The organism is Streptomyces sp. NBC_00986, assembly GCF_045162565.1.
GTDB lineage: Bacteria > Actinomycetota > Actinomycetes > Streptomycetales > Streptomycetaceae > Streptomyces.
This window is the reverse complement of sequence record NZ_CP108733.1, coordinates 7,108,075-7,120,880: the sequence shown is the minus strand read 5'-3', so window position 1 is coordinate 7,120,880 and position 12,806 is coordinate 7,108,075. Positions and strand designations below refer to the sequence as shown.

At 70.7% G+C, this 12,806-nt stretch carries 13 protein-coding genes; 5 read left to right on the top strand and 8 right to left on the bottom strand.

Going from position 1 to position 12,806, the window contains the following annotated elements:
* The first annotated feature begins 91 nt into the window (after positions 1-91).
* The gene (locus OG504_RS31900; RefSeq protein ID WP_405992890.1) at positions 92-1,549 is read left to right on the top strand and encodes an LCP family protein; all 1,458 of its coding nucleotides are present in this window, start codon (positions 92-94) and stop codon (positions 1,547-1,549) included.
* Between the two features lie 61 nt (positions 1,550-1,610).
* Here the strand turns inward: OG504_RS31900 and OG504_RS31895 are convergent, their stop codons facing one another.
* Positions 1,611-2,135, bottom strand: a complete 525-nt coding sequence (locus tag OG504_RS31895; RefSeq protein WP_266769310.1) for an acyl-CoA thioesterase — start codon at positions 2,133-2,135, stop codon at positions 1,611-1,613.
* A 118-nt stretch (positions 2,136-2,253) separates the two neighbouring features.
* Between OG504_RS31895 and OG504_RS31890 the strand changes: the two genes are divergently transcribed.
* Positions 2,254-3,546, top strand: a complete 1,293-nt coding sequence (locus tag OG504_RS31890; RefSeq protein WP_405992889.1) for an LCP family protein — start codon at positions 2,254-2,256, stop codon at positions 3,544-3,546.
* 7 nt (positions 3,547-3,553) lie between these two features.
* Here OG504_RS31890 and OG504_RS31885 read toward each other — a convergent pair whose 3' ends face one another.
* Positions 3,554-4,390 (bottom strand): class I SAM-dependent methyltransferase, encoded by an 837-nt coding sequence (locus OG504_RS31885; protein ID WP_405992888.1) that lies wholly within the window; start codon positions 4,388-4,390, stop codon positions 3,554-3,556.
* Between the two features lie 84 nt (positions 4,391-4,474).
* Positions 4,475-5,632, bottom strand: coding sequence for an acyl-CoA dehydrogenase (locus OG504_RS31880; RefSeq protein ID WP_317885619.1), 1,158 nt, complete (start codon positions 5,630-5,632; stop codon positions 4,475-4,477).
* A gap of 178 nt (positions 5,633-5,810) precedes the next feature.
* Here OG504_RS31880 and OG504_RS31875 point away from each other — a divergent pair, with 178 nt between their 5' ends.
* Positions 5,811-7,154: a UDP-glucose dehydrogenase family protein gene (locus OG504_RS31875; protein ID WP_405992887.1), complete on the top strand. Its 1,344-nt coding sequence runs from the start codon at positions 5,811-5,813 to the stop codon at positions 7,152-7,154.
* A 124-nt stretch (positions 7,155-7,278) separates the two neighbouring features.
* Here the strand turns inward: OG504_RS31875 and OG504_RS31870 are convergent, their stop codons facing one another.
* Entirely contained in the window at positions 7,279-7,779 is a 501-nt protein-coding gene (locus tag OG504_RS31870; protein ID WP_405992886.1) for a CGNR zinc finger domain-containing protein, read from the bottom strand.
* Between the two features lie 101 nt (positions 7,780-7,880).
* Here OG504_RS31870 and OG504_RS31865 point away from each other — a divergent pair, with 101 nt between their 5' ends.
* Both OG504_RS31865 and OG504_RS31860 read left to right on the top strand, forming a co-directional pair.
* Complete coding sequence (locus OG504_RS31865; RefSeq protein ID WP_405992885.1) at positions 7,881-8,246, top strand: VOC family protein; 366 nt, start codon at positions 7,881-7,883, stop codon at positions 8,244-8,246.
* A gap of 34 nt (positions 8,247-8,280) precedes the next feature.
* Positions 8,281-8,664: a VOC family protein gene (locus OG504_RS31860; RefSeq protein WP_405992884.1), complete on the top strand. Its 384-nt coding sequence runs from the start codon at positions 8,281-8,283 to the stop codon at positions 8,662-8,664.
* A gap of 18 nt (positions 8,665-8,682) precedes the next feature.
* Here the strand turns inward: OG504_RS31860 and OG504_RS31855 are convergent, their stop codons facing one another.
* The 4 genes from OG504_RS31855 to OG504_RS31840 form a co-directional block, all read right to left on the bottom strand.
* Positions 8,683-9,825: a dipeptidase gene (locus OG504_RS31855; protein WP_405992883.1), complete on the bottom strand. Its 1,143-nt coding sequence runs from the start codon at positions 9,823-9,825 to the stop codon at positions 8,683-8,685.
* 119 nt (positions 9,826-9,944) lie between these two features.
* A complete protein-coding gene (locus OG504_RS31850) occupies positions 9,945-11,123 on the bottom strand; it encodes a dipeptidase (RefSeq protein WP_405992882.1) in 1,179 nt (392 codons plus the stop codon).
* 5 nt (positions 11,124-11,128) lie between these two features.
* Entirely contained in the window at positions 11,129-11,665 is a 537-nt protein-coding gene (gene purE / locus OG504_RS31845) for a 5-(carboxyamino)imidazole ribonucleotide mutase (protein WP_405992881.1), read from the bottom strand.
* Positions 11,662-12,801 carry a 5-(carboxyamino)imidazole ribonucleotide synthase gene (locus OG504_RS31840; RefSeq protein WP_405992880.1) on the bottom strand — a complete coding sequence of 380 codons (1,140 nt, stop codon included), beginning with the start codon at positions 12,799-12,801 and terminating at the stop codon, positions 11,662-11,664. The genes purE and OG504_RS31840 overlap by 4 nt, the downstream gene beginning before the upstream one ends.
* Between the last annotated feature and the right edge of the window lie 5 nt (positions 12,802-12,806).

The following is a 12,806-nucleotide window of genomic DNA, read 5'->3' as shown; positions in this document are numbered from 1 at the left end:
CGCGCCCCGCCCGGGCGTCTGCCGTCGTATCAGATCGTATCGGCCTACGGTGCTCAAGATCCCACGTACGGCCCTCGCGGAGGTGTCCCCCATGCCCACGCCGCCCCGCCGCTCCCCCGCCGCCCGTCCCCCTCAGCGGCGCCCACGGCCCCCCGTACGACCGAAGAAGAAGCCGCGCTGGGCCATGCGGGCGGCGACCACACTGTCCGTGGTGGTGCTCGCGTCCGCCGGGATCGGGCACGCGGTGGTCACCAGCCTCGACGCCGACATCGCCCGCGTCGACCCCTTCAAGGACATGAAGAACCGCCCGCGCGCGGGCCACGGCATGAACGTCCTGCTCGTCGGCACCGACGGCCGCGACAAGATCACCGAGGCGGAGCGGCGCCAGTACCACCTCGGCGGCGCCCCCTGCCACTGCACCGACACGATCATGATCGTGCACATCTCGGAGGACCGGGAGCGCGCCAGCGTCGTCAGCCTCCCCCGCGACTCCTACGCCATGACGCCCCCGCACACCGACCAGACCACCGGCGAGCACCACGGCCCGCACCCCATCAAGATCAACGCGGCGTACGCGGAGGGCGGCCCCAACCTCACCGTCCAGACCGTCGAGTCCATGACCCACGTGAAGATCGACCACTACCTGGAGGTCGACTTCACCAGCTTCATGAAGACCGTCGACGTCCTCGGCGGCGTGAAGATCTGCACCGCCGAGCCGCTCAAGGACTCGTACACGGGTCTCGATCTCCCTGCCGGCACCCACACGTTGATGGGCGGGCAGGCCCTGCAGTACGTCCGCTCGCGGCACGTCGACGGCGCCTCCGACCTCGGCCGGATGAAGCGCCAGCAGCGTTTCCTGGCGGCGCTGATCGACCAGGCCACCTCGTCCGGGGTACTGCTGAACCCGCTGAAGTTCCGTGACGTGACGCGAGCGGTGCTCGGCTCGGTCCGCGCGGACAAGGGCTTCGGCACCGACGAACTCCTCGACCTGGGGCGGGCGATGCGCAACTTCTCCCCCTCCTCGTCCGAGTTCACCACGGTCCCGATCGGTCAGATGGGATACGTCGTGAAGGGCATCGGCTCCACCCTGAAATGGGACCAGGCGAAGGCGGCGAAGCTCTTCCAGGCCCTGCGCGACGACAAGCCCCTGGCCGTGCACAAGGCGGCGCGCGCCAACGCCGTGAAGGTGGACGTGGCCCCGCAGCAGATCCAGGTCCAGGTGGAGAACGGCACGGCGACCGGCGGCCTCGGCAAGCGCGTCGACGCGGCGCTGGCGGCGACCGGCTTCCGTACGACGCACCTGCCGACGAGCGCGGCCGACCACGGCGTACGACGGACGGTCGTGGCCTACGACCCCCGCTGGGACCGTTCCGCGAAGTCCCTCTCCGCGGCGCTGCCCGGGAGCGAGCTGCGCGCGGTGAAGGGACAGGGGCCGGTGCTGAAGGTGATCGCCGGGAGTGACTTCAAGCAGGTCACGCGGGTGCGGGCGACGGATGTGCAGCAGGGCGAGTTCGGGGTGGTGACCGGGGACGAGGTGGGGTGTTCCTGAAAAAGTGTGACACTTCGGCGAATTCTGTAACACTTTTTTCAGGAGGGTAGGTCCCCCCTCGTCAGTCGTCGAGGCCCTCCGCGGCCCGCTTCTCGCGCAGTTCCATGATGGCGCGGCGGCGGGCCAGGCGATGGGTGCGGCGGATCTGGGCCTCCTGGTAGCGGCGCTCGTCGCGCTCGGTCTCCGGGAGGACCGGCGGCACCGCGCGGGGCTTGCCGTCGGCGTCGACGGCGGCGAAGACGAGGTACGCGGAGCCGACCTGGGTGGCCGGGGTCGACTCGTTCCACCGCTCGGCCATGACCCGCACGCCGACCTCCATGGAGCTCCGCCCGGTCCAGTTGACCTGGGCCTTCACATGGACGAGGTCGCCGACGCGGACCGGTTCCAGGAACGCCATCTCGTCCATCGACGCGGTGACGGCCGGTCCGCCGCTGTGCCGCCCGGCGACGGCGCCCGCCGCGTCGTCGACCAGCTTCATGATGACCCCGCCGTGCACCGTCCCCAGCAGGTTCGTGTCGGCGTTCGTCATGATGTGGCTGAGGGTGGTCCGGGAGGCGGACGTCGGCTTGCCCGGCAGATCTGTCATGGACGCCACCCTATGTGAGGGGACATCTGCGGACTTTGTGTTGGCTTCGCAACAGCAGTGCCCTGATTTTCCTACGACCCTTGTAATGGACCAGGTCGCAACCTGCACACTGGGCCCCATGAACGATTGGCCCGAGGGATGGTCCGGCGGCAACCGCGGCAACGAGTACGGACGCGGTAGCGCGAACGCACAGCCGGAGAGCGCACGTGTGATGCGCCAGGTACGACGCGGCCCGCAGGCCCCGCCGTACGGCGCCGGAGTCCCGCCGCAGCCGTCGTACACGGACGGCCAGGGCTATGACGAGGGCCAGAACGGCTACGGCCAGGGCGGCTACGACAACAACGGGTACGACGGCTACAACACCGGCCAGGTCTACGGCGGTGGCGGACCGGGCGGCCCCGAGGGCCCCGACGGGCGCGGCCCGCGCCGGCCCCCGAACTGGCGCCGCCGTATCAAGTGGACCGCGATCACCCTGGTCACCGTGCTGGTCGTGACCTCCGTGGCGACCTACTTCTGGGCCGACTCCAAGCTGAACCGCGACGTCGACCTGTCGAAGGTGATCGACCGGCCGGAGGCGGGCGACGGCACGAACTACCTGATCGTCGGCTCCGACAGCCGCGAGGGGCTGACCGCGGCCGAGAAGAAGAAGCTGCACACGGGCTCCGCCGAGGGCAAGCGCACGGACTCGATGATGATCCTGCACGTGGGCGACAGCGGCGACACCCTGATCTCGCTGCCGCGCGACTCGAACGTGACGATCCCCTCGTACGTCGGCTCCACCTCCGGCAAGACGTACCAGAACACGGGCCGCCAGACGAAGCTCAACGCGGCGTACGCGGAGGACGGCCCGACGCTGCTCGTGCGGACCGTCGAGTACAACATGGGCCTGCACATCGACCACTACGTCGAGATCGGCTTCAACGGCTTCGCGGACATCGTGGACGCGGTCGGCGGGGTCACCATCGACATCGACAAGGGCTTCAAGGACTCGTACTCGGGCGCCGACTTCAAGGCGGGCAAGCAGACGCTGAACGGCGAGGAGGCCCTGGCCTTCGTCCGCACCCGGCACGCGTTCGCGGCCTCCGACCTCCAGCGCACGAAGAACCAGCAGAAGTTCCTGTCGGCCCTTGCCCACCAGGTGGCGACCCCGGGCACCCTCCTGAACCCCTTCAAGCTCTACCCGACGCTGGGCGCGGGCCTGGACTCGCTGAGCGTCGACAAGGACATGTCGCTCTGGGACCTGGCGTCCATGTTCTGGGCGATGAAGGGCGTCAGCGGCGGCGACGGCACCTCCATGAACATGCCGATCTCCGGCTCCACCGGCGGCAACCTCGTCTGGGACAAGGCGAAGGTGAAGACGCTGGTGAACGAGCTGAACAACGACCAGAAGATCACGGTCTCCGGTAACTGAGAAGCTGTCAGTCGGCCCTGCCGCACGCCAGCACGGCGATGTGCGGCAGGGCCAACTCATGTCCCCCTACGGCGAATTCACCCGCCAGCCGCTCGTACTCCCGCCTGATCCGTACGACCGTCCCTTTGTCCTGCGAGGTGACGACGAGCCCGGCGGTGGCGACACCGGCGGCGGGCCCGCCCCACCACTCGTCGAGGGTGGTGCGGTGGTCCCACTCCAGCTCGACGGCCCGGGCGTCCGTGAAGCCCGAGCCCGCCTCGCGGAGCAGCTCCGCGAACCCGTCCGCCGTACGCGCGAAGTCCTCGGCGGGATCGAGTCGCGGCAGATCCGCGGGGATCACGGCCTCCGCCGCCGCGAAGGCCCGCCCGAACAGCTCCTGCCCGGCACCGCGCCGCGCGCCCCAGAAGGTCAGCGCGACCCGGCCGCCGGGCTTCAGTACGCGGCGCAGTTCGGTGAGGGCGGCGCGGGGGCGGCCGACGTGGTTGATGACGAAGTTGCCTACGACCGCCTCGAACTCGCCGTCAGGGAAAGGCAGTTGGGGCAGTGCGGCGACCCGCGCCTCCACACCCCCCGCCCGCGCGACCGCCACCATCCCGGCATCGGCGTCCACGGCGGACACCCGTGCGCCTCGCGCCAGCGCGGCCAGGGCGACCGTACCGGTCCCGGTGCCGACGTCGAGGACGTACGTCCCCGTCTGGATCCCGGCGGCGTCCAGGAGCCGCTCCACTGGGTGTGCACAGAGCCGGGCGAAGCTCGCCGCGTAGGCGTGGGCGCGGCCGGACCACATGGTGCGTTCGGCGGTGTCGAAGGCGGTCTGGGTCTGGCGCTGTGTCGGGTCGGTCATGGCCGCAGCATGCCCGACGAAACGGTGAGGGCACCCGCCGGGAGACCGGGGGTGCCCTCGATGCCGCTCGTAACTGCCCGTCGGCTACGGCAGGTTGCGTGCCATCACGATCCGCTGGACCTGGTTCGTGCCCTCGTAGATCTGGGTGATCTTGGCGTCGCGCATCATGCGCTCGACCGGGTAGTCGCGGGTGTAGCCGTAGCCGCCGAGGAGCTGGACGGCGTCGACGGTGACCTCCATGGCGACGTCCGAGGCGAAGCACTTGGCCGCCGCGCCCTGGAAGGTGAGGTTCTTGTCGCCGCGCTCCGAGGCCGCCGCGGCCTGGTAGGTGAGGGCGCGGGCGGCCTCGATCTTCATGGCCATGTCGGCGAGCATGAACTGGATGCCCTGGAAGTCGGCGATCGGCTTGCCGAACTGCTTGCGCTCCTTGACGTAGCCCTTGGCGTAGTCGAGGGCGCCCTGGGCGATGCCGAGGGCCTGGGCCGCGATGGTGATGCGGGTGTGGTCCAGGGTCTTCATCGCCGTGGCGAAGCCGGTGCCCTCGGCGCCGATCATGCGGTCGGCGGGGATGCGGACGTTGTCGAGGTAGACCTCGCGGGTCGGGGAGCCCTTGATGCCGAGCTTCTTCTCCGGGGCGCCGAAGGAGACGCCCTCGTCGGACTTCTCGACGACGAAGGCGCTGATGCCCTTGGAGCGCTTCTCGGGGTCCGTGACCGCCATCACCGTGTAGTACTCGGAGACGCCCGCGTTGGTGATCCAGCGCTTCACGCCGTTGAGGATGTAGTGGTCGCCGTCGCGGACGGCCTTCGTCTTCATGCCGGCCGCGTCCGAGCCCGCGTCCGGCTCGGAGAGGGCGTACGAGAACATCGCGTCGCCCTTGGCGAGCGGGGTCATGTACCGCTTCTTCAGGTCCTCGGAGCCCGAGAGGATCACCGGGAGCGAGCCCAGCTTGTTCACCGCGGGGATGAGGGAGGAGGACGCACACACGCGTGCCACCTCCTCGATCACGATCACCGTGGCAAGGGCGTCCGCGCCGGTGCCGCCGTACTCCTCGGGGACGTGGACGGCGTGCAGGTCGTTCGCGACGAGGGCGTCGAGGGCCTCCTGGGGGAAGCGGGACTCCTCGTCGACCGCTGCGGCGTACGGCGCGATCTTCGCCTCGGCCAGGGAACGGATCGCGTCGCGGAGCATGTCGTGCTCCTCCGACGGGCGGTACAGGTCGAAGTCAGCCGATCCGGCCAAGGTCTCTCACGCTCCAAGGACGCTGTGATCACAGTGCTAATTACCGTTAAGTAACCCAAATTTTAGGGGCCCGCCCACGGGAGGGATACGTGAGCTTGGCGACAGGGCGAAAGGTGCCCGGTGAGAGCGCCGGTTATGCTCGGGCGCGCATCGCCCCCGTACCCCTTCTGGAGCACTCATGGCCCTCAAGATCACCGTGATCGGCACCGGCTATCTCGGCGCCACGCACGCCGCGGCCATGGCCGAGCTGGGCTACGAGGTGCTGGGCCTTGACGTCGTCCCCGAGAAGATCGAGATGCTCCAGCGGGGTGAGGTCCCGATGTACGAACCGGGGCTCGAGGAGCTGTTGCGCAAGCACGTCGCCGGGATCGAGGGTTCCACCGGGCGGCTGCGCTTCACCATGGACTGGGCCGAGGTCGCGGAGTTCGGCGACGTCCACTTCATGTGCACGAACACCCCGCAGAAGCACGGCGAGTACGCCTGCGACATGTCGTACGTCGACCGGGCCTTCGAGCTGCTCGCCCCGCACCTCACCCGGCCCGCGCTGGTCGTCGGCAAGTCCACCGTGCCCGTCGGCTCGGCGGACCGGCTGGCCGCCTACCTCGCCGAGCACGCGCCCGTCGGTGCGGACGCCGAGCTGGCCTGGAACCCGGAGTTCCTGCGCGAGGGCTTCGCCGTCCAGGACACGCTGCACCCGGACCGGATCGTGGTCGGCGTACGGAGCGAGCGGGCCGAGAGGCTGCTGCGCGAGGTGTACGCCTCGCCGATCGCGGCCGGGTCGCCGTTCGTCGTGACGGACTTCCCGACCGCCGAGCTGGTGAAGACGGCCGCGAACTCCTTCCTCGCCACGAAGATCTCCTTCATCAACGCGATGGCCGAGGTCTGCGAGGCCGCGGACGGCGATGTCGTGAAGCTGGCGGAGGCCATCGGGCACGACGAGCGGATCGGGAAGAAGTTCCTGCGGGCCGGCATCGGCTTCGGCGGGGGCTGCCTCCCGAAGGACATCCGGGCGTTCATGGCGCGGGCAGGTGAACTGGGTGCCGACCAGGCGCTGACCTTCCTCCGCGAGATCGACTCCATCAACATGCGGCGGCGCGGCCAGATGGTCGAGATGGCCCGCGAGGCGCTCGGCGGCGGGTCCTTCCTGGGCAAGCGGGTCGCCGTACTCGGCGCGACCTTCAAGCCCGACTCGGACGACGTACGCGACTCCCCCGCCCTGAACGTCGCCGGCCAGATCCACCTCCAGGGCGGCCAGGTCACCGTGTACGACCCGAAGGGCATGCCCAACGCGCTACGGCTCTTCCCGACGCTGGGCTACGCCGACACCGCCGTCGAGGCCGTGCGCGGCGCCGATGTCGTCCTGCACCTGACGGAGTGGCGCGAGTTCCGCGAACTGGACCCGGCGGCCCTCGGCGAGGCCGTCCGCGCCCGGGTGGTCCTGGACGGCCGCAACGCACTCGACCCGGCACTGTGGCGCAAGGCGGGCTGGACGTTCCGCGCGATGGGGCGCCCCACGGCATAGCACGCGGTCGGCCGGACGACGCCGGTCCGGCCGAGGCTCAGTCGGCCGGACCGGCGTCTGGCTGCATTCTGCACCACTGGACCGTGCTGGGCGTCAGGACCGCTCAAGTCGCCTTCCCTGAGGGCTACTTGGCGCGGTAGCGGCGCATCTTCGCGCGCGAACCGCAGACCGCCATCGAGCACCAACGGCCCCGGCCCGCCGGGCTGCGGTCGTAGTACGCCCAATGGCAGGTCGGCGCCTCGCAGGCCTTGAGGCGGGGCCAGGTTCCCTCGACCAGCGACCCGGCGATCGCCGCCGCCACGCGGGAGAGCAGGGGTTCCGCGTCGGCGGGGGTGAGGCGGGCGGAGCCGTCGTGGGCGTCGAACTCGATCAACAGCGGGGCCCGGGCGAGGAGTTCACCGAGCAGGGTCACGTCCTGGTGCGCGGGGTGGCCCGCGTGGGCCAGCAACGTGGCGCGCAGGGACTCGCGGAGTTCGCGGGCGTGCGGAACCTGGTGCGCGGTGAGCCCGAAGGGGGTCCGGCCGTCCTCCGTGTCGAGCGCGTCGGCTCCCGCCTCGATGTCCAGCGTGTTCACCAGGGCCTCGATCAGGGCCAGGCCGCCGGGGGCGGGACCTCGTTCACTCATGGCTGCGACCACTTCATGCTTGCGACGTTACCTCCAATGCGAGAGCATGCAGTAACCGTTACCTCCTAACGGCATGTATGGGTAACCCGAAGGAGTCCGTCATGGCCATCGCCGAACTGGGTGCCGTCGTCCTGGACTGTCCCGATCCGCGCGCGCTCGCCGCCTTCTACGCCGGGATCCTGGGCGGCACCGTCGAGGACGAGGACGGCGGCGACTGGGTGGACCTGAAACTGCCGGGCGGGCGGACGCTGGCGTTCCAGGAGGCCCCCGGACACGTACCGCCGAAGTGGCCCGCGGCCGGCGACTCCCAGCAGTTCCACCTCGACCTGACCGTCACGGACCTGGACGCGGCCGAGAAGGGCGTCCTGGCGCTGGGCGCGACGCCGCTGGAGACCGAGGACCGCTCGCGCACGTGGCGCGTGTACGCCGACCCGGCGGGGCACCCGTTCTGCCTCTGCGCCTGCTGACCAGCCCCCGTACCCCGAGACTCTGGAGGTCACCATGTCCGCCGTGGCACGTTTCCGTTCCACCGTGCTCGACTGCCCCGACCCGCTCGCGCTCGCCGCGTTCTACGCCGGGATCCTCGGCGGTACGCCCCGCGCCGCCGACGACGAGTGGGTCGTACTCGACATTCCGGACGGGCCCCGGCTCGCCTTCCAGCGGGTGGCGGAGTACGTCCCGCCCCAGTGGCCGCGCGCGGACCGGCCGCAGCAGTTCCATCTCGACTTCGACTCCGGGCCGACCTGGGAGCAGCTGGAGGTCGCGGAGGCGAAGGCGCTGGCGCTCGGCGCTCGGCCGTTGCACCAGGAGGACAAGGAGGACTTCCGGGTGTACGCCGATCCGGCAGGGCATCCCTTCTGCCTCTGCCGGATCGACCACCCGTAGAACCCGTGGAACCGCGTGTTACCCGTCCAGCTCGGCGATCTTCGCCGTCGACGGCTCGCGGCGCTGCTGGGCGGCGCGGGCCGTGAAGTCGGCGCTGCGCAGGGCGCGTTGGACGTTGCCCCAGCTGAGGAGGGCCAGGTCGGGCTCGGACCAGCCGCGGTGCAGGAGCTCGGCGATGAGGTTCGGGTAGCAGGAGGCGTCGGCCAGGTCCTGCGGGTGGGCCGTGCCGGCGTCGTACGTGCCGGACAGGGCGACGCACTCGCGGCCCGCGACCTCGTGGACGTGGTCGAGGTGGTCGGCGACGTCCCGGACGGACGGCCCGGTCTGTTCGGCGGTGAGCGGCACCATGCACAGGCCCTTGGCGGCGCCGACCGCGGCGAGGAGTTCGTCGGAGAGGTTGGCCGGGTGCGGGCGCAGCGAGCGGGCGGCGGAGCGGGTGAACAGCACCGGCGCCTTCGAGACCGCGAGGGTGCGGCGGATCGTGCCGTCGGAGGCGCCCGAGAGGTCGGCGAGCACGCCGAGGCGGTTCATCTCGCGGACGACCTCCTCGCCGAACCGGGTCAGCCCGGCCTCGCTCGCCCAGGACACCCCGGACAGTGTGAGGACCCGTAGACCCAGCGCGTGCAGGGAGCGCAGGATGCCCAGGGAGTCGCCGAGCGCGGTGGCCCCGGCGGGGCCGAGCAGCACGGCGATACGGCCGCAGTGGCGCACGTCGGTGGTCTCACCGGCGGTGTACGCGAGGCGCAGGCCCTCGGGGTGGGCGCGGACCACCGTGTTCACCAGGTCGAGCTGTTCCAGGGTGGCGCCGACCGCCCGGTCGCCGGCCAGCCCCTCGGGCAGGTGCAGCGACCAGAACAGTGCGCCGACATGCCCCTCGCGCAGCCGCGGCACATCGGTGTCCACGGAACTCTCCCCCAGCTCCAGGTCGAACCACGGCAGGTGCCGCAGCGCCCACGGCAGCCCGCTGTAGCCGTCCGCGACCGGGTGCGCGGCGAGGATGGCGTGCGCGCGCTCCAGCGGGGCGGCGGCCGGGTCGGAGACGGGGTCGTACGGTTCCGCGGTGTCCGGCGGGAACGGCCCGCCGGGAAAGGGCTCGTGGACCAAGTCGTCGAGCTCGCCGACCTCGGTCGTCGCGTGCAGTTGGTCCTGGAGGTCGGCCATGGCGGGCTCCGTACGTCGTTACGGCAGTACGGTCACCGTCGCACGCCCGCAAGGGGGCCACCTGGTGGGCGGGGCGTTCGGGGTACGGCGCGGGAGTGGGCGCTCCCGCGCCGCGCCAATCAGCCGTCCAGCGACTCGATCGTCGCGTTCGACGGCCCCCGCGTCGCCTGGATCCCGCGCGCCACGTCCTCGGCCGCGCCCAGCACCCGTACCGCGTTCTTCCAGGTCAGCTTGGCGAGGTCGGCCTTGGACCAGCCGCGGTCCAGCAGCTCGGCGATGAGGTTCGGGTAGCCGGAGACGTCGTTCAGGCCGTCCGGGGTGAAGGCCGTGCCGTCGTAGTCGCCGCCGATGCCGAGGTGGTCGACGCCCGCGACCTCACGCATGTGGTCGAGGTGGTCGGCGACCGTGGAGACCGTGGCGACCGGGCGCGGGTGGAGCTCCTCGAAGGCGCGGTGCACCTTCATCGCCTCCTCCGTGGTCTCCAGGTGGTGCAGGCCGTGCGCGCGCATGTTGTCGTCGGCCGCGGCGGTCCAGTCGACGGCGGCCTGGAGCACGAACTTCGGCACGAACGTCACCATCGCCATGCCGCCGTTGCCCGGCAGCCGCTCCAGCACGTCGTCAGGGATGTTGCGCGGGTGATCACAGACCGCCCTCGCCGACGAGTGGGAGAAGATCACCGGGGCCGTCGACGTGTCCAGCGCGGCGCGCATGGTCGTCGCCGCCACGTGCGAGAGGTCGACGAGCATGCCCTCGCGGTTCATCTCCCGCACGACCTCACGCCCGAACGCCGACAGTCCGCCGACCCCCGGCTCGTCCGTCGCCGAGTCCGCCCACGCCACGTTGTCGTTGTGGGTGAGGGTCATGTAGCGGACGCCGAGGGCGTACAACCCCCGCAGCGTGCCGAGGGAGTTGGCGATCGAGTGCCCGCCCTCCGCGCCCATCAGGGAGGCGATACGGCCCTCCCCGCGCGCCGACTCCATGTCCGCGGCGGTCAGCGCGGGCGCCAGGTCCTGCGGGTAGCGGGCGAGCAACTGCCGTACGCAGTCGATCTGTTCCAGCGTCATCGGCACCGGGTCGGGCAGGTCCGAGCGGACGTACACCGACCAGTACTGCGCGCCGACGCCGCCCTCGCGCAGGCGCGGGATGTCGGTGTGCAGATGGGCGTTCTGGTGGACGGCGATGTCGCGGGCGTCGAGGTCGTAATCGACCTGCTTGCGCAGCGCCCAGGGCAGGTCGTTGTGCCCGTCGACGACCGGGAACTCGCGGAGCAGCTCCCGGGCTTGGTCCAGTGACGTCATCGCCGTCACTTCCCGAAGCCGAAGCCGCTGCCGGTGCCCTCGGCCTTGGCGCGCAGGCGCTTGCCCTTCTCGGTGGCCTGGTCGTTGAGCTCCTGCTGGAAGTCCCGCATGCGGACGAGGAGTTCGTCGTCGTGCGTGGCCAGGATCCGCGCGGCGAGCAGGCCCGCGTTGCGCGCGCCGGCGACCGAGACGGTGGCGACGGGGACACCGGCCGGCATCTGCACGATGGACAGCAGCGAGTCCATGCCGTCCAGGTACTTCAGCGGCACGGGGACGCCGATCACCGGCAGCGGGGTCACCGAGGCGAGCATGCCGGGGAGGTGGGCGGCGCCGCCCGCGCCCGCGATGATCACCTTGAGGCCGCGGCCGTCGGCGCGCTCGCCGTACGTGATCATCTCGCGGGGCATGCGGTGCGCGGAGAGGACGTCGACCTCGTACGCGATCTCGAACTCGTCGAGGGCCTTCGCGGCGCCCTCCATGACGGACCAGTCGGAGTCCGACCCCATGACGATTCCTACGACGGGTCCTGCGACGGGGCTCATTCGGTGATCGTGCCTCTCAGATAGCCGGCTGCGTGACGGGCGCGGTCCAGGACGTCGTCCAGGTCGTCGCCGTAGGTGTTGACGTGGCCCACCTTGCGGCCGGGCTTCACGTCCTTGCCGTACATGTGGATCTTCAGCTGGGGGTCCCGGGCCATGCAGTGCAGGTACGCGGAGTACATGTCCGGGTAGTCGCCGCCGAGAACGTTACACATGACGGTCCATGTGTCACGTGCCCGCGGATCGCCCAGCGGGAGGTCGAGGACCGCGCGGACGTGGTTGGCGAACTGGCTGGTGATCGCGCCGTCCTGGGTCCAGTGACCGGAGTTGTGCGGGCGCATGGCGAGTTCGTTGACCAGGATGCGACCGTCGCGGGTCTGGAACAGCTCGACGGCGAGATGGCCGACGACCCCGAGTTCCTTGGCGATGCGCAGCGCCATCTCCTCGGCCCGGAGCGCGAGGGACTCGTCCAGGTCGGGGGCGGGCGCGATGACCGTGTCGCAGACGCCGTTGACCTGCTGGGACTCGACGACGGGATAGGCGACGGCCTGCCCGTGCGGGGACCGTACGACGTTCGCCGCCAGCTCCCGCACGAAGTCGACCTTCTCCTCGGCGAGGACCGGAACACCGGCGCGGAACGGCTCGGCGGCCTCCTCCGCGGAGTCGACGACCCACACGCCCTTGCCGTCGTAACCGCCGCGGACGGTCTTGAGGACGACGGGAAAGCCGTCCCCTTCGGCCGCGAACGCGACGACATCCACCGGATCGCTGACAAGCCGGTGCCGCGGGCACGGCACCCCGATCTCGACGAGCTTCGCCCGCATCACGCCCTTGTCCTGGGCGTGCACGAGCGCGTCCGGGCCGGGGCGCACGGGGATGCCGTCCGCCTCCAGAGCGCGCAGATGCTCGGTGGGTACGTGTTCGTGATCGAAGGTGATCACGTCGCAGCCCCGCGCGAAGTCACGCAGCGTGTCGAGGTCGCGGTAGTCGCCGATGACGACATCGCCGACGACCTGCGCCGCGGAATCCTGAGGGGTGTCACTGAGGAGCTTGAATTTGATGCCGAGCGGGATGCCCGCCTCGTGTGTCATACGAGCGAGCTGCCCCCCGCCGACCATGCCGACTACCGGGAACGTCACTCCCC